This is a genomic window from Capnocytophaga leadbetteri (genome assembly GCF_003054025.1).
GTDB lineage: Bacteria > Bacteroidota > Bacteroidia > Flavobacteriales > Flavobacteriaceae > Capnocytophaga > Capnocytophaga leadbetteri.
In genome coordinates, this window is sequence record NZ_QBKG01000004.1 from 155,871 (window position 1) to 177,152 (window position 21,282).

General features: G+C 40.9%; 15 protein-coding genes and 1 pseudogene. 15 read left to right on the forward strand and 1 reads right to left on the reverse strand.

Features of this window, described 5'->3' with window-relative positions; genetic code table 11:
• The first annotated feature begins 336 nt into the window (after positions 1-336).
• From C8P65_RS05655 to C8P65_RS05725, 15 genes are all read left to right on the forward strand, one after another.
• The gene (locus C8P65_RS05655; RefSeq protein WP_211305885.1) at positions 337-531 is read left to right on the forward strand and encodes a hypothetical protein; all 195 of its coding nucleotides are present in this window, start codon (positions 337-339) and stop codon (positions 529-531) included.
• Between the two features lie 168 nt (positions 532-699).
• A complete protein-coding gene (locus C8P65_RS05660; protein ID WP_107781963.1) occupies positions 700-3,855 on the forward strand; it encodes a SusC/RagA family TonB-linked outer membrane protein in 3,156 nt (1,051 codons plus the stop codon).
• 24 nt (positions 3,856-3,879) lie between these two features.
• Positions 3,880-5,577, forward strand: a complete 1,698-nt coding sequence (locus C8P65_RS05665) for a RagB/SusD family nutrient uptake outer membrane protein (RefSeq protein ID WP_107781964.1) — start codon at positions 3,880-3,882, stop codon at positions 5,575-5,577.
• Positions 5,578-5,843: 266 nt separating this feature from the next.
• Entirely contained in the window at positions 5,844-9,008 is a 3,165-nt protein-coding gene (locus C8P65_RS05670) for a SusC/RagA family TonB-linked outer membrane protein (RefSeq protein WP_107781965.1), read from the forward strand.
• A gap of 12 nt (positions 9,009-9,020) precedes the next feature.
• Complete coding sequence (locus C8P65_RS05675) at positions 9,021-11,012, forward strand: RagB/SusD family nutrient uptake outer membrane protein (RefSeq protein ID WP_107781966.1); 1,992 nt, start codon at positions 9,021-9,023, stop codon at positions 11,010-11,012.
• A gap of 24 nt (positions 11,013-11,036) precedes the next feature.
• Entirely contained in the window at positions 11,037-11,321 is a 285-nt protein-coding gene (locus tag C8P65_RS05680; protein WP_107781967.1) for a hypothetical protein, read from the forward strand.
• Between the two features lie 78 nt (positions 11,322-11,399).
• Positions 11,400-11,963: a four helix bundle suffix domain-containing protein gene (locus C8P65_RS05685; RefSeq protein WP_211305886.1), complete on the forward strand. Its 564-nt coding sequence runs from the start codon at positions 11,400-11,402 to the stop codon at positions 11,961-11,963.
• A 126-nt stretch (positions 11,964-12,089) separates the two neighbouring features.
• Positions 12,090-12,764, forward strand: a complete 675-nt coding sequence (locus C8P65_RS05690) for a hypothetical protein (RefSeq protein WP_107781969.1) — start codon at positions 12,090-12,092, stop codon at positions 12,762-12,764.
• 61 nt (positions 12,765-12,825) lie between these two features.
• Positions 12,826-13,062: an addiction module protein gene (locus tag C8P65_RS05695; protein WP_107781970.1), complete on the forward strand. Its 237-nt coding sequence runs from the start codon at positions 12,826-12,828 to the stop codon at positions 13,060-13,062.
• A complete protein-coding gene (locus C8P65_RS05700; protein ID WP_107781971.1) occupies positions 13,046-13,360 on the forward strand; it encodes a type II toxin-antitoxin system RelE/ParE family toxin in 315 nt (104 codons plus the stop codon). Before C8P65_RS05695 ends, C8P65_RS05700 begins: the two co-directional genes overlap by 17 nt.
• Before the next feature lie 31 nt (positions 13,361-13,391).
• Positions 13,392-14,516, forward strand: coding sequence for an adenylate kinase (locus tag C8P65_RS05705; RefSeq protein ID WP_107781972.1), 1,125 nt, complete (start codon positions 13,392-13,394; stop codon positions 14,514-14,516).
• A complete protein-coding gene (gene obgE / locus C8P65_RS05710; protein WP_107781973.1) occupies positions 14,516-15,514 on the forward strand; it encodes a GTPase ObgE in 999 nt (332 codons plus the stop codon). The genes C8P65_RS05705 and obgE overlap by 1 nt, the downstream gene beginning before the upstream one ends.
• 20 nt (positions 15,515-15,534) lie before the next feature.
• Entirely contained in the window at positions 15,535-17,748 is a 2,214-nt protein-coding gene (locus tag C8P65_RS05715; protein WP_107781974.1) for a hypothetical protein, read from the forward strand.
• 45 nt (positions 17,749-17,793) lie between these two features.
• Entirely contained in the window at positions 17,794-18,816 is a 1,023-nt protein-coding gene (galE, locus tag C8P65_RS05720; RefSeq protein ID WP_107781989.1) for a UDP-glucose 4-epimerase GalE, read from the forward strand.
• A 115-nt stretch (positions 18,817-18,931) separates the two neighbouring features.
• Entirely contained in the window at positions 18,932-19,990 is a 1,059-nt protein-coding gene (locus C8P65_RS05725) for an NAD(P)/FAD-dependent oxidoreductase (RefSeq protein ID WP_107781975.1), read from the forward strand.
• Here C8P65_RS05725 and C8P65_RS05730 read toward each other — a convergent pair.
• Positions 19,987-21,164: pseudogene (locus C8P65_RS05730) on the reverse strand (dicarboxylate/amino acid:cation symporter). The gene C8P65_RS05725 and the pseudogene C8P65_RS05730 overlap by 4 nt on opposite strands.
• Between the last annotated feature and the right edge of the window lie 118 nt (positions 21,165-21,282).

Consider the following 21,282-nt stretch of genomic DNA (forward strand, 5'->3'; position numbering starts at 1 on the left):
AACCTTAATTTTTGAATTGGCAAAATTTTGCTAAAGCCATTAGCGTATCCTACCTTTGCAGCACCTTTGAAAGCCAAAGGTGCCAATGCAAGACGGGCAGGTGTTTTGCGATATAAAATGAGAAAAATGAAGGTAAACCTCAACTTTAGCTTCAAGCTCATTAAGATTTTGATAAGAATTTCTAAAAAGAAATTCCTCATTAAAATTACTTATTAATGGGTAGGCAGTGGGAGCGGTAACTCCTGCTGCCTTTCTCTTTTTATATCGGTGCAAAGGTACTACTATTTTTTGAATTGGCAAAATTTAATTTGGAGTGCGAGCCGCACGGGCAGAAATGTGGGACGGGTGAGACGAGTGGGACAGGTGGGACGAGTGGGACAGGTGGGACGAGTGGGACGGGTGGGACGGGTGGGACGAGTGGGAGAATTATTCGGTTATCGTTCGCTTATTGTTCGCTTATTGTTCGCTCATTGTTCGCTCATTGTTCGCTCATTGTTTACTCTTCTTATATTGTTCTCTTCGTTTTTTTAATTTTTACATCTTCTAAATTCTTTATTTTACTTTCGGATTTTGATTGTATTTCAATTTGTTAAGAATTTATTTTGTTAAATGAAATAAAATAATTAACAAAATATTTGCTTATATAAAAAAAGGGCTGTACTTTTACCGCCGTAATTTCATTTTAATAAAACCAAACTTATGAAAGTAAAATTTTTAACAGTCATTTGGTTTGTGTTAGGTTGCTGTTTTAGTGCAGCTTTAGCGCAAACCATATCAGTAAAAGGGACAGTTACTGATGAAAGCAAACTACCGATGCCAGGGGTTTCAGTAGTGGTGAAAGGCACTACCCACGGTACTTCGACTGACATTGATGGTAAGTATGAATTGCAGGCTAAAGCCGGTGATGTACTTGAATTTAGTTCAGTAGGCTATACTACCCAAACTAAAAAAGTGGCAGGAAGTGGTAAAAGCCTTTCGCTTAGTGTAGTACTAAAAGAAAGTACCCAAGAACTTACTGAAGTAGTGGTTGTAGGGTATGGTACTCAGAAAAAGGAAAACTTAACAGGAGCTATAGCGACAGTAGATGCTAAAGTACTTGAAAGCCGTCCGCTTACTACTATAGGACAAGGACTACAAGGGGTTATTCCGAACTTGAACATCAGCACCTCTAACGGTCGCCCAGGGGCTGGCTCTTCATTTAACATTAGGGGTTTTACCTCTATTAACGGTGGTTCGCCATTAGTGTTAGTAGATGGAGTACAAATGGACCCTAACCAAATCAACCCTAATGATGTAGAGAACGTAACTGTACTAAAAGATGCTGCTTCAGCTGCTATTTACGGGGGACGTGCTGCTTTTGGGGTGGTGCTTATCACTACTAAAAAAGGTAAAAAGAGTACTCCTATGCAGATAAATATCTCTACCGACTACTCTATCACAAGACCTACTAGATTACCTGACTTAGTAAACTCTGTAGACTATCTAAAAATGTATATGGAGGCAGATAATACAGGAAGAATATCAGGTGGTAGAACAGGGTCTCAAAACTTCACTCAAACAGACCTTGAAAAAGCACAAGAATATTTGAACAATCCGACTCCTGCCAATTCAGTATATCCTGACCCTAATGACCCTAAAAAATACAGATATGTGGGCAATACCAATTGGGTGAAAGAGATGTTCCCAGGTTGGGCTCCGCAAGCACAGCACAACGTATCTCTTTCAGGAGGTAGTGAAAAGACTACTTACTTGGCTTCAGTAGGTATGTTTAGCCAAGATGGGCTATTTAAAGCCGCTAAACAAAAATTTGAACGTTATAACGTAACCCTTAGCTTAAATACTGATATTACTAAGTGGTTATCACTTCACTTAAAATCTGCCATCAATCACAAAGATAACAACCAGCCTTCAGATGTTGGTTTAGGTTTCTCGCCAGAACGTTTTGCTACAGACGTAAAACCATTGATGCCTGTATATCACCCTGATGGACACTTCTCAGGACAAGGAAACTTTACTAACCCTTTTGCGGTAATAGCAACAGGAGGTAGAAGTACTTATAAATCAGATGATATTTGGATAACTAGCGGCTTTACCCTTACCCCTATTAAACACGTGAAAATAGTAGGTGATTACACTTGGAATCCGTATCACTACAATGGTAAGAGCTTTGTAAAGCAATTTAAAGAATACGGAGCTCCTACTGATGGCACAAGCATTTACGACCCTCTGAAAGCAACTGATTTGGGTTATTACCCACACAATAACCCTTCGAGAGTGTCAGAAAACAATAGTCACGATTTGTATCAGGCAGCTAATATTTACGCTCAGTACGAAAATACTTTTGCTGAAAAACATTATGTAAAGGCAATGGTGGGGTACAACCAAGAAGAAAAACACAATGAATCATTCAGTGTATCGACTAAAAACTTAGTAAACCAAGACTATCCGTTTTTGAAACTTAACAACGATGAAAAACCATCAGTAGGTAGCGGCATAAGCGATTGGGCATTGATAGGTTCTTTCTTCAGATTGAACTATGTGTTTGACCAAAAATATTTGGTAGAGGTAAATGGTAGATATGATGGTTCATCACGCTTTAGCCGTGAAAGCCGTTATGTATTTAGTCCGTCAGCTTCTTTGGGTTGGCGTATTTCTAAAGAGAAATTCTTTGAACCTATCAATACTATTGTAAGCGATTTGAAACTAAGAGCTTCATACGGTAAACTGCCTAACCAACAAGTATCTGCACTTTACCCTTATCTACCTACAATGGGATATGGTACTAAAACAGGTTATATATTTGGTACCCAACAATTGCCATACGTTTCAGCTCCTGGCTTAGTAAGTAATAACTTTACTTGGGAAGAGGTAGCGACTCGCAACTTTGGGGTAGACTTTGGTTTCTTTGACAACCGCTTTACAGGGTCATTTGACTACTATATTCGTAATACTAATGGAATGTTAGTAAGTGGTATACCTCTACCAGCGGTATTGGGTACAGGAGCTCCTCAACGTAACGCAGCTGACCTAGAAACTAAAGGTTTTGAGTTGGTATTAGGTTGGAAAGACAAGATAGGAGAAGACTTTAAATATAACGTATCTTTCAACTTAGCAGATAGCCGTTCGTTTATCACCAAATACGACCTTAACCCTACTAACGATTTGGGTCATTACTACGTAGGTAGAGAGATAGGAGAAATTTGGGGTTATGAAACAGAAGGTTTGTATCAAACAGATGCTGAAGCTGCTGCTGTAGACAATTCGAGATTAGGGAACTACAGATGGTTAGCGGGAGACGTGAAGTATAAAGACCAAGATGGTAACAACAGAATTGACTGGGGTAATAATACGTTAGACAACCCTGGTGATAGAAAAATTATCGGTAATTCGCAAGCTCGTTATACATTTGGTTTGAACTTAGGAGGTGAGTATAAGAACATCGACTTTACAGTCTTCTTCCAAGGAGTAGGCAAACGCGATGCGGTACTTGGAGGTGCTTATTTCTGGGGCTTTACTAACGAATGGGATGTACCTGCTACTAATCAGTTAGACCACTGGACACCTGATAACAGAGATGCTTATTACCCACGTTTACGTTTTGGTGGAGGTAATATGAATACTCAAACACGCTATATGCAAGATGCTTCGTACATACGCCTTAAACAAATAACTATAGGTTATACATTACCAAAAGATGTAATGGGACGCGTAGGAATACAAAATTTGCGTTTGTTTGTGACAGGTCAGAACCTTTGCGAATGGACTAAGCTACTTAAATCATACGACCCAGAGTTGCTATCGCAAGATTATCCTATCAACCGTATCGTAACGTTAGGCTTACAAGCACGTTTTTAGTACTAAACATAAAAAACATAAACAATGAAAAATCTATATAAACACATAGTATTTGCGGGTATTTTGTTGGCGAGCTTAAGCCAAACCGCTTGCAAGAATGACGATTTTTTGGATAAGTATCCACCTGATTCATTTAACGAAAAGGGGTACTTCAACACAGATAATGACTTGAAGATTTTTGCTAATCGTTTTTACGGTAGTTTGCCAGTGCAAATTCTTATCTATAACGATGGCGACTCTGACAATATGGTGCCCCGAAATGTGAATACCTTTTTGGCAGGGAACTATACAGTGCCTGCTTCAGGAGGAGGTTGGTCTACAGGAGATTGGAATGGTATTTATAACTGTAACTTTTTCTTAGACAACTACAGCCGCTCAACAGGTTTGCACAAAGAACAATTTGCTGCAGAAGTGCGTTTCTTCAGAGCATTGTACTATTGGGATAAAGTAAAGACCTTTGGTGATGTGCCTTTGGTTTTGACTAAGGTAAACGACGCTTCGCCTATTATCTACGGTCCTAGAGTACCACATAAGCAAGTGATGGAGAAAGTATTAGAAGACTTGGACTTTGCGGTACAACATTTGCCTGCAAAAGCATCGGCAGAAGCTGGACGCCTACATAAGGATGCTGCCTTAGCACTAAAATCGAGAATAGCGCTATGGGAAGGTACTTTTAGGAAATATCACGGATTAGGTGATGAGACAAGCTGGCTACAAGCAGCAGCAGATGCTTCGCAAGCTCTTATAAACTCAGGCAGATATAGAGTGTATAGCACAGGAAATCCGACAAAGGATTACCGCAATTTGTTTATACAAAAAGACCTTTCTACCAATAGTGAGGCTATAATGGCACGCACCTATATACAAGGGATAGGTACCCACGGTTATACTCGTACTGCGGGTGAAAATAGTACCGGCTGTAGCAAAGACTTTATGGAAAACTACCTATTTACTGATGGTAAGCCTATTAGTGGTACTTCATTTACCTATGACGATACCACTCCTGCAGGAGAAGCTGCTAACCGCGACCCTCGCTATGCACAGACAGTTGCTACCCCAGGATTTGTATGGACAGAAAATCCTGACCCTACAAGACAACAAGTAGTAACCCTGCCTGCTGTAGGTAGTGGACAAACAAGCTCTGGTTATTGGTTTATAAAAGGACGCTCAAGCGACCCAGAACAATGGATAGCTCAGCAAAGTGATTTGGATTTATTCATATTCCGTTACGCAGAAATACTGTTAAACTACGCAGAAGCTAAATATGAATTAGGAACTTTGAGTCAAGGTGATTTGGATATCAGCATCAACAAGCTAAGAGACCGTGTGGGTATGCCACACCTAACCACTACAGTGAGTGCTGATGCTAATGCCGATAACTACGGCTATACAGTAACCCCTCTACTATACGAAATTCGCAGAGAACGCCGTATTGAATTAATAGGAGAAGGTTTCCGTTTTGATGATATAGTACGTTGGAAAGCAGGAAAATTGATAGAAAATCCTAAAACTATCAGAGGTATGAAACTTACCGCTGCCCTAAAAGCACTATACCCTGCCAGATCGGGAGTAGCTAATCTACCTGTAGATAGCAATAACTATTTGATAATGTATCCTTCACTTCCTCTAACTGGCCGTGTTTGGAATGATAAACAATATTTATATCCGCTACCTACCGACCAACTTCAGTTAGTAGGCTACAGACAAAACCCTGGATGGTAGAAGTTTAGAGAATTATAAAAACAATAGAAATTAGCAGGTTAGCAATTTTGTTAACCTGCTAATTTATTTGTTTTATCTTTTCACCTTTCATTTTCTTGTTTAGTACCTTTCTAATTTCTTTATTTTCTTTTTTATTTTCGATTGTATTTCAATTTATTAAGAATTTATTTTGTTAAATGAAATAAAATAATTAACAAAATATTTGCTTATATAAAAAAAGGGGTGTACTTTTACCGCCGTAATTTCATTTTAATAAAACCAAACTTATGAAAGTAAAATTTTTAACAGTCATTTGGTTTGTGTTAGGTTGCTGTTTTAGTGCAGCCTTAGCGCAGACCATATCAGTAAAAGGGACAGTTACTGATGAAAGCAAACTACCGATGCCAGGGGTTTCAGTAGTGGTGAAAGGCACTACACACGGTACCTCGACTGACATTGATGGTAAGTATGAATTGCAGGCTAAAGCCGGCGATGTACTTGAATTTAGTTCAGTAGGCTATACCACCCAATCTAAAAAAGTCGTAGGGGGGGGTAAAAGTTACTCGCTTAGTGTGGTACTAAAAGAGAACACCCAACAACTAAGTGAGGTAGTAGTAGTGGGTTTTGGTACCCAAAAGAAAGTGAACTTAACCGGTTCGGTTAGTTCAGTAGACTCTAAAGCTATTGAGTCGCGCCCAGTAGCTACCGTTACTGAGGCTTTGCAAGGCTTGGTACCTGGTCTTAATATCTCTACATCGGGAGCTGGAGGTCAGCTTGATGCTACCAAAGGATTCAACATTCGTGGGGCAGGTACTATAGGTGCAGGTTCTACTTCTAGTCCGTTAGTACTTATTGACGGTATGGAAGGGAATATGAATGCTATCAACCCTAATGATATAGAAAATATATCAGTACTAAAAGACGCAGCCGCCGCTTCTATCTATGGTTCGCGTGCTCCTTTCGGGGTGATACTTATCACTACTAAAAAAGGTAAATCAGGAAAAGTAACCGTACACTACAGTTCTAATCTACGTGCTGATTCGCCTATCATTCGTCCTAAAAATGCGGACTCTTACTCTTGGGCAACTTACTTTAATGATGCCGATGTAGGAGGAACTCAGTTTCAAGATTGGAAATTACAACAAATAAAAGACTACCAAGACGGTAAAATAGGTCAGGCGATGTTTAAAAACTCATCTGGTAAATGGGAAGCGTGGGATAACCACGACCTACTACCTATCGCCAATACTGACTGGTTAGAAGAGCACTACAAAAAAACTTACTACTCTTACGAACACAACCTAAGTGTGAGTGGAGGTAGCGATAAGAGTCAATACTACTTATCTACTAACTATCTAAACCGCGATGGTCTTTTTAAATACGCACCTGAAAACTTAGACCGCTATACCTTAAGTGGTAAAGTTAATACTAAGGTTAACGATAAGTTATCAGTTGGTTATAATGTGCGTTTTATTCGTCAGAATTACGAAGCACCTTCTTATTTAGGACACAATGCAGTTTTCTTCCACGATATTATACGTTATTGGCCTATCATTCCGCTAAAAGACCCTAATGGTAACTTTACTCGTGAAAGTAAAGTGCCTTATTTGCGCGATGGAGGTAGAAAGAAATCAGAGAAAGATTGGATGTATACTCAACTATCGTTGAACTACAACTTTACTAAAAACTGGGATTTGCACGCAGAGTTTAACTACCGTATCTATAGCGAATTTTATCATCAAGATAATTTGACTACTTATGCTAAAGACGCGCAAAATCAGCCTTACATTGTTGATAATGAAACTTCATCAGTATATGAATCAGGTTCTAAAGAAAACTTCTTAAACCCTAACATTTATTCTAATTATCATTTGAATTTAGAGAGTGGGCATAACTTTAAGTTTATGGCAGGTTTTCAGTCAGAGTTGTTGAAGAGTAGAGCCTTAAGCGGTAATAAGCAAAACCTTATCAACTCATCAGTGCCTACCCTTAACACAGCTTCGGGTAAGGAAACTACTAATGGAGGTTATAACCACTGGGCTACTGCAGGTTTCTTTGGACGTGTGAACTACGACTACCAAGGTCGTTACCTTTTGGAAATAAACGGTCGTTATGATGGTACTAGCCGTTTCTTGCGCGACCAACGTTGGAGCTTCTTCCCATCTTTCTCAGCAGGTTGGAACGTAGCACAAGAGAAATTCTGGGAGCCTTATCGCGACTATGTAAGTACTCTTAAATTTAGAGGTTCTTGGGGTGAATTGGGTAACCAAAATACGCAAAACTGGTATCCACTATATACCGTTATGGGCTATGCTACTAGTGCAGGAGGCTGGATATTGGGAGATAAGAAACCTAATGTGGCTTGGATGCCAGGGCTAATCAGTAGTAGTTATGGATGGGAAAACGTTCGCTCTTGGAATGCAGGACTTGACGTTACCGCTTTGAAAGGCCGTTTGAACCTTAATTTTGACTACTTCGTACGTACTACTATAGGTATGATAGGGCCTGCACGCGAATTGCCTCATACACTTGGAGCTGCTGTGCCTAAAACTAATAATGCCGATATGGAAAGTAGAGGTTTTGAATTGATAGTAAACTGGCGTGATAAGATAGGTGAAGACTTCCACTACGGTATAGGATTGACTCTTGCAGACTCTCGCCAAAAGATATTGAAATACCCTAACCCTTCAGGTAGTTTAAGTACTTGGTATGAAGGTAGATATGATGGTGAAATATGGGGATATACCACTAAAGGTATAGCTAAAACCCAAGAAGAGATGAACGAACACTTGGCTAAAGTAAACCAAACACAATTAGGTAGTAACTGGAGTGCTGGTGATATAATGTATGAAGACCTTAATGGCGATGGTAAAATATCAGCTGGTAAGAATACTTTAGAAGACCACGGCGACCTTTCTATCATAGGTAACCAAACTCCTCGTTATAACTATGGTATTACATTAGATGCTGCTTACAAAGGTTTTGACTTCAAAATCTTCTTGCAAGGGGTAGGAAAACGTGACTATGCTGTAGGAGGTTCATACTTCTGGGGAGCTAATGGAGGAAAATGGCAAACAGTAGTGTTTAAAGAACACTTAGACTATTTCCGTAACGACCCTAATCACCCTCTTGGGCTTAACTTAGACTCTTACTATCCACGTCCTGACTGGGGTTCTGGTAGAAACCGTCAAACCCAAACACGCTATTTACAAAATGCAGCTTATATGAGGGTTAAAAACATACAATTAGGCTATACACTTCCTCAAGAAGTATCACAAAAGGTAGGTATTAGCAATCTACGTGTGTATATTTCTGGTGAAAACATTTTCACTTTCACTAAGCTCAGCAAACTATACGACCCAGAAATGTTGGGTATAGGTTATGGAGGCGAAGGCTCTAAAACCTATCCACTATCAAAAACATGGGCTCTTGGGCTAAGTCTAACCTTATAATTTGACAAAACGATGAAAAGATATTTTAAATATATAGCACTATCAGCAGGAGTACTATTAAGCTCTTGTAATGATTTCTTAGACAGAGAACCTTTGGACAAGGTAACCCCTGAGGCGTTCTTTGAAAACGAAGGAGATTTGGCAGCCTATGCTATCAATTTATACCCTAATGTAGGATTTTCGACTATACCTCCTGGTGTGTATGGACTTTCTGTGTTCAGATACGACGACGCTACCGATAACCAAGCAGCCCCTGGGGGAAGTGCACGCTTTTTGCCTGGTGAATGGCGGGTAAGTGCTAATGGTGCGGGCTGGGATTTCGGTATGATACGCGAGTGTAACTACTTCTTTGAGAAAGTATTGCCTAAATACGAAGCTGGCAAAATACAAGGTAATCCTGCTAATATTAAGCAATACATAGGTGAAATGTACACTCTACGTGCTTTTACCTACTTTAACAAGTTGCAAAACTTTGGTGACTTTCCTATCATCACTGAGGTGTTGCCTGATGAAAAAGCAGTTCTTACTGAGCAAAGTAAACGCCGCCCTCAGAACGAAGTAGCACGCTTTATACTTTCAGACCTTGATAAGGCGATTGCTCTTTTGAGCGAAAGCACTCCAAATGGCAAGAACCGTATTAGCAAAGATGCGGCTTACTTACTAAAATCGCGTGTAGCTCTATACGAAGGTACTTGGCTAAAATATCACAAAGGTACTGCCCAAGTGCCTGGTGGTAACGGTTGGCCTGGTGCACAAGCTAGCTATTTGAGTGGCTTTAGCATCAATATAGATGATGAAATTAGATTCTTCTTAACAGAAGCTAAAGCAGCTGCTAAAGTAGTAGCTGATAAAATGGTGGGTAATCTGACCCCTAATACAGGGAAACGCCTAGCTAGAGATGCTAATATGGCAACTAAAAACCCTTATTTTATGATGTTTGCTGATGATAATATGGAAGCTTATAAAGAAGTAATATTCTGGAGAAGATATTCAAAAACAGAGCAACAACATAATATACAAATGGAATTAGCACGCAACGGTGGGGGTTCAGGTTATACCAAAGGTTTGGTAGATTCATACCTAATGAAAAACGGTCTGCCTATCTATGATGGAGCTTCAGGCTACTTAGGTGATGAAACCCTTACTAGCACTATAGAGAAACGCGATGACCGCTTACGCATCTTTACTAAATTAGAAAACGATACGCTTTACTATCACGAAGGCACTCCAGTAAAAGCTCCAGTACCTGAAATACTTAATCCAGCAGAAACCCGAGCTACCACAGGTTATCGTATAAAGAAAGGTTTGAACTACTCTGAAACCGATGCGACTACTCACTATAAGGGTACTACCGGTTCGATAGTATTTCGCGGAGCAGAGGCTTTGCTAAACTATATGGAAGCTAACTATGTACTTGATGGTACTTTAGATGGTTCGTCAATCAGTTATTGGCAAGCACTACGCCGCCGTGCAGGTGTAGATACTAACTACCAAAATACTATCAACCATACCGATATGAACAAAGAAAAACTCGGTGACTGGGGAGCTTATTCAGCAGGAGTTTTAGTAGATGCTACTCTTTATAACATCCGTCGCGAACGCCGTTGCGAGTTTATAGCAGAAGGTATGCGTTGGGCTGACCTAAAACGTTGGCGTGCCTTAGACCAAATGAAAACTACTCCTTACATTATAGAAGGTTTTAGAATTTGGGGACCAATGAAAGATTGGTATAAGAAACAAGATGGAACTTCAAAATTGGTAGTAAGCGATGCTACTAATGGTAATGTAAACCCACAAGCCAATAGCGTGTATCTACGTCCTTACCAACGCAATAAGGTGAACAACCTATACTACGATGGTTATAAATGGAATGATGCCCACTATCTAAATCCTATACCAATGGATGCCTTCCGCCTAACTTCGCCTGATGAAACTAACTTAGATAATTCGGTGATTTACCAAAACCCAGGTTGGAGTAAAGTGGCAAACGAAGCCCTTAAATAATTATCCAATTAGTATATTTTAACTTTGCCAAAGGTTATAGCATATAATGTTATAGCCTTTGGCAAAGTTTTTTTGGTAGGAGGATTGAGAGGGCTGAAAGGGCTGGGAGTGCCAGCCGCAGCGGCGATTGTGAGACAGGTGGGACGAGTGGGACGGGTGGGACAGGTGAGACAGGTGAGACAGGTGGGACGAGTGAGACAGGTGGGACGAGTGGGACAGGTGAGACGAGTGGGACAGGTGGGACGAGTGGGACGAGTGGGACAGGTGGGACGAGTGGGACAGGTGGGACGAGTGGGACAGGTGGGATAAAAAAATTGAGGAAATAGGCCGTTGTATCGAAAAAAATACTAACTTTGTGCTCTATAATAACAAACTAAAAACAAAATAATGACAACTTTTTTGAAATTGAAAGGAGGCTACAGATCTTTGTATGCTTACCAAAAAGCAGAGGTAATTTATGATATTACTTTTTACTTTACTCAACATTTTCTTACTAAAGGTGACCGTACTATAGACCAAATGCTCCAAGCGGCTCGCTCTGGTAAACAAAATATTGCTGAGGGAAGTAAGGCTTCGACTACTTCGATTGAAACTGAAATAAAACTTACTAACGTGGCTAAAGCAAGTCTTGAGGAACTACTCATAGATTATGAAGACTATTTGAGAGTTAGAAATAAAGAACAATGGCATATAGGACACCCTCGCTATGATAAGGTTCGCACTTTTGCTTCGAGTAAGGAAATCTTTGAACTTTATCCGTCTTTGCTGCCTAAATATGATGATGCGTCTTTAGCAAATCTTTGCATTACTCTTATTAACCAAACTACTTTTTTACTTCGGCGATTAATAGAAAAACAACAAGAGGTGTTTTTGCAAAAAGGTGGCGTAAGAGAGCAAATGAGTGCTGCCAGAAGAAGAATATCAACAAATCATAATAAATCCTTTTGTTAAGCCTTTCGACAAGCCTGTGGCTATGTATATCGATTGGGTACGATACTATCAATTAGCTGATTAGTCGATTAGCAAATTTGCTAATTAGCAAATTATGTTGTAGTTTTGCCGAAATTATTATCTACAATGAAAATACAATTTTTTATAGCTCTTTCGGCGGCGGCACTTATAGGGTGCAAAAATAATCCGCAAGAAATAACCGTAGCTGAAGATGCTATGGCTAATACTCAGTTGGCTGAAGAACAACGCGATAAAACAAATGATGCTAATCCGTTTGCCCAAGGGACAGCACTTTCAACTCCTGCTACCCAGCAAGGAGGTGGGGTGACACTCAATCCGCCACACGGACAACCTGGTCACCGTTGCGATATAGCAGTAGGAGCCCCTCTGCCTAATGACGGCAACGTGATAGCTCAAGCCCAAAATGTAAGTCACCCCGTAGGTCAGGGAGAAGCGATGCCGGTAGTATCGAACGGTATGGAGCAGCCGCAAGTGATACAAGTGTCGCAGCCTCAGAATTATGTAGGGGTTAATGGCGAAAAGCTCAATCCACCACACGGACAACCTGGTCACCGTTGTGATATACCGGTAGGAGCCCCCCTCAACAGCAAGCCCGCAGCGGCTACTACAGCAGCGCCAGCCCAACAACCACAAGTAGTACAACAGCAGGTGGTGATAGACCCTCAGCAGGCACAACAACATACGGGAACAACAGAACCAGGCTTCTCAGGAAAACCTAATCCGCCACACGGACAACCCGGTCACCGTTGCGATATAGCAGTGGGGGCTACTTTGCCGTAGGGATTAGGAAGTTTGCTGGTTTCTAAAAAAATGATTACTTTTGCACTAAAATTCTAAGACAATGAATAGCGCTGTACAATATATTAAAGATTTTCAAGGAAATGATGTTTGGGCTGTATTGCCTATTGAAGAATATCGTTTTTTGAGAGATAGAGCCTATTGCGAAGAAATAGACGACATCCCTGAAGAACACAAGCGAATATTAGACCAACGTATTGAAAAATACAAAAACCACCCAGAAGATGTTATATCATATGAAGAACTAAAAAGAAGTATTAAAAGTGAATTTGGAATATAATTTAATTTTTCTTACAGAAGCTGAACTAGAGCTTAAAGCCCTTATTACAAGGTATAATATAATACAAGAAGGTTTAGGAGATAAAGTATATGAAGAAATTCTGAAAAATCTTGATTACCTAAAAACAATGCCTTTTATATCTCCTAAAAAATATAAAAATACTAGGATATTATACACAAAAAAATATAAGATGGCTGTCTATTATATTGTATTTGAAGAAGAGATGGCTGTATTAGTTTATTCTTTCTTGCATCAAAAAGAAGACCCTAAAAAAGTATTTAACAGAATTAGTTTTTAACCATTTACAAATAACCATTAATAATTATATAATGGAACTTATAAAAATACACGATAAAACTTTTGAGCCGTATATCAGTGCTCAGCAACTTGATGAGATTAATGCCCGTATGGCAGCTGAGGTCTATCAGGACTTAGGAGAGTCGCGACCTGTGTTTGTTGCTGTCCTTAATGGTTCGTTTATGTTCGCTGCCGACTTCGTGAGACATTACAAAGGCGAATGCGAGATTTCTTTCGTAAAAATGTCTTCTTATGAAGGCACTCAATCCACCGGAAAGGTACACGAACTTATCGGGCTATCAGGTTCGGTAGAAGGGCGCGACGTGGTAATACTAGAAGATATTGTAGATACTGGTAATACATTGGAAGAGATATACCGTATCTTCAAAGATAAAAAAGTGAAATCGTTTAGAATTGCTACCCTATTTTTCAAACCTGATGCCTACAAAAAAGACTTCAAAATAGACTACGTAGGCAAGCCTATTCCTAACCGTTTCATCGTAGGTTATGGCTTAGATTTTGACGAGGTAGGGCGCAACTTACCGCAAGTATATCAATTAAACACCTCTATAACAATGACAAATTTAGTACTTTTTGGCAAACCAGGTGCTGGCAAAGGCACGCAAGCCGCTTTTTTGAAAGACAAATACAACTTAGTGCATATCTCTACCGGTGATATTTTCCGTTTCAACATCAAAAACGAGACGAAATTAGGTAAATTAGCACAATCATACATCGAAAAAGGCGATCTTGTGCCTGATGAGGTGACTATACAGATGCTTCAAGAGGAAGTAGAAAAAAATCCTAATGCTGAAGGCTTCCTTTTTGATGGTTTCCCACGTACGATAGCACAGGCTGAGGCTCTTGATGCTTTCTTGTCGTCTAAAGGAATGCGCATACACGGTACTCTTGCCTTAGAAGCTGATGATGAGGTGCTTATAAAACGTATCGTAGAGCGTGGTAAAGTGAGCGGACGCGCTGATGACCAAGATGAAGAAAAGATAAAAAATCGTTTTGTAGAATACAACGAAAAGACTGCTCCGCTTATCGCTTATTACAAAGCACAAGGTAAATATCACGCTGTAGATGGTATCGGTACAGTAGAAGAGATTACGGTACGCTTATCTAAGGCTATCGACCAAATAAAAGCCCAATAATGACGGAAGGTAATTTTACAGATTACGTAAAGATATACGCGGCATCGGGCAACGGGGGAGCAGGCTCTATGCACCTGCACCGCGAGAAGTTCGTACCCAAAGGCGGTCCTGATGGAGGCGATGGGGGTCGTGGGGGGCATATTATCCTAAAGGGTAATAAGCACCTATGGACGCTCATACACTTCAAATTTCAGAAGCACTTTCGCGCTGAACACGGTGAGGCAGGAGGGGCTAACCGCAGTTTCGGGGCTGATGGCAAGGATATTTACTTAGAAGTGCCGCTGGGCACCATCGTAAAAGATGCAGAGACAGAAGAAGTCCTTTTTGAAATCACCGAAGATGGGCAAGAGGTTATCGCTCTACGCGGCGGCAAAGGAGGCTTAGGCAACTGGCATTTTCGGACAGCTACTAACCAGACGCCACGCTACGCACAACCGGGGTTACCGGGGGAGGAGCGCGAGCTGTTGTTAGAGCTGAAAGTGCTTGCCGATGTAGGATTGGTAGGCTTCCCTAATGCAGGTAAATCGACCCTACTATCAGTTATCACTTCTGCTAAGCCTAAAATTGGCGATTATCCTTTTACTACCCTCAAACCTAACTTGGGCATTGTAGAGAACCGTGACTTTCAATCGTTTGTAATGGCTGATATTCCTGGTATTATAGAAGGGGCAGCTGAAGGGAAAGGATTAGGGCATTTCTTTTTGAGACATATTGAGCGCAACTCGCTATTGCTATTTCTCATTCCCGCAGACGCTAATGATATAGTGGCAGAGTATGAGATACTGCTCAATGAGCTCAAGAAGTACAATCCTGAACTTTTGGACAAACAGCGGTTGGTGGCAATCTCTAAATCGGATATGCTTGATGAGGAACTGACCGCTGCTATAGATAAGGAATTGGCTGCTAAGCTGAAAGTGCCTTATCTGTTTATTTCGTCAGTTTCGGGCAAAGGCATACAAAAACTAAAAGATGAGCTAATGAAGCGATTAGACAATTAGGAAATTAGCAAATTAAAAATATGAACAAGATACTTACACTTTGTGCATTATTCCCTTTGGTGGCAGTAGCACAGCCGTCTGACATTATCGGGGTATACAAATCAAAAGAAGCGCGACAGTTTCAGCTTCGCATCAATGCTGATAATACGGTAGATGCGCTGATGGCTACGGGTACTTATACCGCAAAAGATAAGAATATTAGTTTGCAGTTTGGTACCGGTAATAGCTTTAGGGTAGTGAAAACGCAAGGTACAACAGACCAGCTGACCCTTACGTTTAAAGAGGCTGATATAAATATGTTCGACCCTCGTTTCTTGTATATAGGCTATGAAAACAGCAAAGGAGAAATCGTGTACGAAAGCGCGTATAATAAACTGCAAGGGCAAGATGATTACACTATAGAAATACCGCGCACGGATAATCTTTACCTTGTGAATGCTTATGGTGTAGCTATTACAGGCGATAAAAAGACAGCTGTAATTATTGAAGAATATTTTATTGGTAAAAATACTAGCGGAGTAGAAATTACTTTTGATACAGAAAATTCGGTTAGAAATGAGTTGCAAGCAACCTATAACCCTGAAAAGCAAACGCTTACACTTAATGATAAATCACTCTCGTCTAATCCTATAGTATTTAGTAAAGTGTTGGCTAATGATGCGCAGGCATTGCAACCTGTAGCTACCGAAAAGGTAAAGCAGTGGAAGCATCTTATCGCTTTTGACGAAGAGAAAGATATACCTGAATTTAACCCAGAGAAGAAAGCCCTTAGTACCTTAAAACAGGCTAATAGCCTTAGTGCAGCCCTTGCAGCTGCTAAGAAAAATAATCGATTGGTAGCGCTGCTTTATCAGCCTAACAACAAGAATGCTACTAAGGAATTTAAAGAGCTATTTGAATGGTATGAGCAGAACGGGGAGACAGTGCTGACAGACCCTTACCTCTTTGAACTTTACTTAGCGACGGCTAAAGAGCTGAAAAGTCTGAAAGCTAAAGGGCTCACTAACGAAGACCAGCTTATCATTCTGACCTCTGAAGGAGAGGTGATTTACCACGAACCGGCTACCATCGCACAAGTATTAGCTGATGAAACATTGGAGTATAACCATACCGGTCTGTTGCGCACAGCTGCTAAAGCAAGTTTAGCCGATAGAGTACTCAGCAATCCTAAAGCGCCGCTGAAAGAGGTTGTAAAGGTCTTAATAGCGCTCTCTAACTACACTCAAGACCCTGATGTGCAATTACTCTTAGCCGCACGCCCTAAAACTGGCGATGCAGAAACCGATGAAGATAAACAGGCTACGATAGACTACCAATTAGAAAACCTTATCACTTACTATAAAAAACCTGAAAACTTATATCGTTTGCAGCTTACTCCAGAGCAGCTTATCGCCCAATGGAAGCGAGTAGTCGCTGCACATAAGGCAGACGCTAAGCTCGATACTGATTTCGCGCTATTGGCATCGCTTAATGTAGAGATAAATGATAATTTTTTCACTAAAACTTTCTACTTAAATTATGAGCCTACTATAGCTGACCTTGAAGCAGGTGCTTACCTCTTAAGGTTTTTCAAAGAGATAAAAGCTCATAATGATGCCCTTAAAGATATTGGTGATTATACCTATATACAGCGCATTGATAAGGGGTACATAGCTTTTAATACGGCTGCGGTAGAACGTACCCTAAAGGCTTGCTACGACCTCGACAAGGCTACCCTGCCAGAGGTGAAAAAAGCCTATGCTGAAGGGATTAAAAATGGTGCTCTTTCGTCTTTAGATTATATCGACTTTCTTTATAATCAGGATTTGACCACGGATGCCGCTATGGCTTTTGATACTTATTTCAAAAACCTAATGGCTACGGACTCTAACCTAATAGCTGCTCTCGACAACGATTTCACCAATAATAATCCAGAGAATAGTTGGCGTTATTATAAGATGCTCTTTGCCAATCGCGCTAATAATATAGCGTGGAAGGTGTATGAAGACCAGCCTAATAATAAAGCCCTTATGGCAGAGGCTTATCGATGGGCAAAGGCAGCTGTGCAGTTAGAGCCTAAGAGTCCTTATTACCTTGATACCCTTGCTCACTTGATGTTTGCTCACGGCGATAAGAAAGAGGCTGTTGCTACTGAAGAGAAGGCGGTAAGTCTGCTGAGCCAAGATGAAGATGGCAATGCTGAGCAGAAAGAGGAGATAAAGAAGAATCTTATAAAGATGAAGCAAGGGCTTTAGTTGCTCGTGCTTAAAAACGACAAACAAATACCAACACATATAAAAATGAAAAAGATAGTAGTAACGGGTGGGTTGGGCTTTATAGGCTCGCACACCGTAGTAGAATTGCAAAATGCAGGTTTTGAGGTGGTTATCATCGACAACCTATCTAATGCACAAGAGAGTGTATTAGAGCACATCACTAAAATAACAGGTAAAAAACCGCTGTTTGAGAAGTTTGACCTCAGAGATAAGGCAGATGTACAAGATTTCTTCCGTCGCCATACTGATGTAGAGGGGCTTATACACTTTGCAGCCTCTAAAGCTGTGGGCGAGAGCGTAGAAAAACCTTTGCTTTATTACAACAACAACCTCACCAGCCTTATTTATCTGTTAGAGGAGCTCAGCAAGCTGAAAAAAGCACACTTTATTTTTAGTTCGTCTTGTACCGTATATGGGCAAGCTGATAAGTTGCCTATCACCGAAGATGCTCCTGTGAAAAAAGCAGAGTCGCCTTATGGCAATACTAAGCAGATTTCAGAAGAGATTATTAGCGACACCTGCCGCGTAACGCCTCAGCTAAACGCTATTGCTTTGCGTTATTTCAACCCCATAGGGGCGCACCCTTCAGCCGAGATAGGTGAGTTGCCTTTGGGTGTACCTCAGAACTTAGTGCCTTATATTACCCAGACAGCTATTGGCTTGCGCGAAAAACTATCGGTATTTGGTAATGATTATCCAACCCCTGACGGCACTTGTATTCGCGACTATATACACGTAGTTGATTTGGCAAAAGCACACGTTATTGCGCTACAACGCCTCTTAAACGATAAGAATGCTGAGAATTACGAGGTATTCAACATCGGTACAGGCAAAGGCAGCAGCGTGTTAGAGGTAATACAAAGTTTTGAGCGCGTGTCAGGCAAAAAGCTAAACTACCAAATAGTAGCACGCCGCGCTGGTGATATTACAGCTGCTTATGCTAATACTGATAGAGCAAACCACGTATTAGGTTGGGAAGCTAAATCAACCTTAGACGATGCAATGCTTTCCGCTTGGAAATGGGAACAAAAAGTTAGAAGCAAATAGTCTTAAACGATTAATAAAAAACTGCCTGAGAGCTGAAACCTCTTAGGCAGTTTTTTTATTGCCAAATTAATCATTCACAATTAAATTATTACCTTTGCACTCAAAAAGAAAGAAGATGTTTGATTTTATAATTGTAGGGGCAGGATTGGCAGGCGTTAGCTTTGCTCATTTGCTTGAGCAGCACGGCAAAAGCTTCTGCCTACTATCCGACCGCTCTCAGGTAGCGAGCTTAATAGCTGGAGGGGTCTATAATCCGGTAGTGTTAAAGCGTTTTACCCCTATTTGGAAAGCTGAAGAGATTATGGCGTGCGCCAATCGTTTTTATGACAATATAGAGGCTACAATGGGGCAACCTTTGCGCATTAGTCTGCCGGTACTGCGCAAGTTTGCTTCTGTAGAAGAGCAAAATAATTGGTTTGCTGCTTCCGATACGCCTATACTCCAACACTACCTGAGCACTACCTTACGCACTACCCCTTCTGAGGCGTTGCCTGCTCCTTATTTATTAGGTGAGGTACTACATACGGGGCGTTTAGATATAGAGCGCTATATACAGCTCAGTCTGCGCTCTTGGCAAGAGGCGGGGGTATATCACTTTCATTCTTTCGACTATTCAGCTCTCGATATACAGCCTGACTTCGTGGCTTATCAAGGAGTGACCGCTCAGCATATTGTCTTCTGCGAGGGCTGTGGTATTAGCAAAAATCCGTATTTTAACTCTTTGCCTATGCGCCCCTGCAAAGGTGAGAGCCTTACTATCAAAGCCCCCGACCTACAGCTACAGGCTATCTTCAAAAGCGACGGGTCTATCATCAGTATGGGGGGCGATATTTACCGCATAGGAGCTACTTACGACCCCGAAGACCTTACTGACACTATTACCGAGGCAGGACGTGCAGAACTGCTCGAAAAACTGCATAAAATGACGAGTTGTCCTTATGAAATCATATCGCACCAAGCGGCTATACGCCCTACAGTAGGCGATAGACGCCCTTTGGTGGGGGCACACCCACTTTATCCGCACTTATGGGTATTAAATGGCTTGGGCACACGCGGCGTGCTCAATGCGCCTCTGTGTGCCCAAGTATTATATAAAGCGGTATTTGAAGGGGAGGAAATACCGTCAGAAATGAATGTCAATCGCTTTAACAAACGGTTGCGCCGCAAGGGCTAATCTTCGTCAGCTGTTTGCGGTCTTTTAGCTATCTTATCTACTATCAGAGCTACAGCCCCGTCACCTGTTACGTTGCAAGCGGTGCCAAAGCTATCCATAGCTATATATAGAGCTACCATTAGCGCCTGTTGGTTCTCGTCGAAGCCTAACATAGAGTGTAGTACGCCCAATGCCGCCATAATAGCACCCCCAGGTACCCCAGGTGCGGCTACCATAATAATACCGAGCATCATTATAAAGCCCGCAAACATACTAAAATCGTACGGAGTGCCTTGCAGCATCATTAGCGCAAGAGCACAAGCGGTTATTTTCATTGTGCTACCCGATAGGTGAATAGTAGCGCAGAGCGGAATAACAAAGCCCGCAATGCGTTGCGATATGCCTAATTTAAGCGACTGGCGCAAGGTAACCGGTATAGTAGCTGCCGACGATTGCGTACCCAATGCCGTAGCGTAAGCAGGTAGCATAGTGCCTAATGATTTAATCGGATTTTTACCAGAAATAAGCCCTGCGAAAATGTATTGCAATAGCAGCAGCACTATGTGCATAATAAAGAGGATAATAATCAGCTTAAAGAACACTACCATTACTGAAGCTACTTGTCCGCTAAAAGTTATTTCCGCAAAAATCGTCATAATATAGTAGGGTAGTACGGGTATGATAGCTTTAGTAATAAGCCACTTCACTATATCGCCAAATTCTTTAACTACATTAGTAAGTACGGGAGCTTCGCGTACTGAGAGTCCAATTCCTACGATAAAAGAGAGTAAGAGTGCCGTCATTACATCAAAGATAGGCGGCATATCGATTGTAAAATAGGGGGGAGTGACCGGCTGTGGTCTTCCAAAGTGCCTATTTGTTCGTTTTCTAATAGAGAGCTGAAGAAAGAATCTCCTACGAAATAAGTAGAGAACCCCGAAAAGAGGGTAAACCCATAGGCAATCACTACTGTGATGGCGAGTAGTTTACCAGCATTCTTTTCTAAATCGCCAATAGAGGGCATAATAAGCCCTATCATAATCAGCGGAATAGAGAAGTTCAGAAAGTTTGCAAATAATGATTTAAAAGTAATGAGAATGCGATATAGCCAATCAGGCGCATAGTTGCCTAATAATATACCCAATGCGATACCGCAAAACACTTTAAATAATAAACTGTTAAAGATTTTTTCCATTTGTATTTTTATTTTTAGCTATAAGTTCGAGGCAAAAGTAACAATTAATTGCTAAATTAGCAAATTAGTCACTAAAAATTAGTCGTTAGCCGTTAGAAGGGTGTCGCTTACTTAACGA

Bases quoted from the DNA above. Each gene is read 5' to 3' on its own strand.
- C8P65_RS05725 (WP_107781975.1), top strand. From the start codon at position 18,932: ATGTTTGATTTTATAATTGTAGGGGCAGGATTGGCAGGCGTTAGCTTT.
- C8P65_RS05665 (WP_107781964.1), top strand. From the start codon at position 3,880: ATGAAAAATCTATATAAACACATAGTATTTGCGGGTATTTTGTTGGCG.
- C8P65_RS05715 (WP_107781974.1), top strand. From the start codon at position 15,535: ATGAACAAGATACTTACACTTTGTGCATTATTCCCTTTGGTGGCAGTA.
- C8P65_RS05675 (WP_107781966.1), top strand. From the start codon at position 9,021: ATGAAAAGATATTTTAAATATATAGCACTATCAGCAGGAGTACTATTA.
- C8P65_RS05660 (WP_107781963.1), top strand. From the start codon at position 700: ATGAAAGTAAAATTTTTAACAGTCATTTGGTTTGTGTTAGGTTGCTGT.
- C8P65_RS05705 (WP_107781972.1), top strand. From the start codon at position 13,392: ATGGAACTTATAAAAATACACGATAAAACTTTTGAGCCGTATATCAGT.
- C8P65_RS05695 (WP_107781970.1), top strand. From the start codon at position 12,826: ATGAATAGCGCTGTACAATATATTAAAGATTTTCAAGGAAATGATGTT.
- C8P65_RS05685 (WP_211305886.1), top strand. From the start codon at position 11,400: ATGACAACTTTTTTGAAATTGAAAGGAGGCTACAGATCTTTGTATGCT.
- obgE (WP_107781973.1), top strand. From the start codon at position 14,516: ATGACGGAAGGTAATTTTACAGATTACGTAAAGATATACGCGGCATCG.
- C8P65_RS05670 (WP_107781965.1), top strand. From the start codon at position 5,844: ATGAAAGTAAAATTTTTAACAGTCATTTGGTTTGTGTTAGGTTGCTGT.
- galE (WP_107781989.1), top strand. From the start codon at position 17,794: ATGAAAAAGATAGTAGTAACGGGTGGGTTGGGCTTTATAGGCTCGCAC.
- C8P65_RS05690 (WP_107781969.1), top strand. From the start codon at position 12,090: ATGAAAATACAATTTTTTATAGCTCTTTCGGCGGCGGCACTTATAGGG.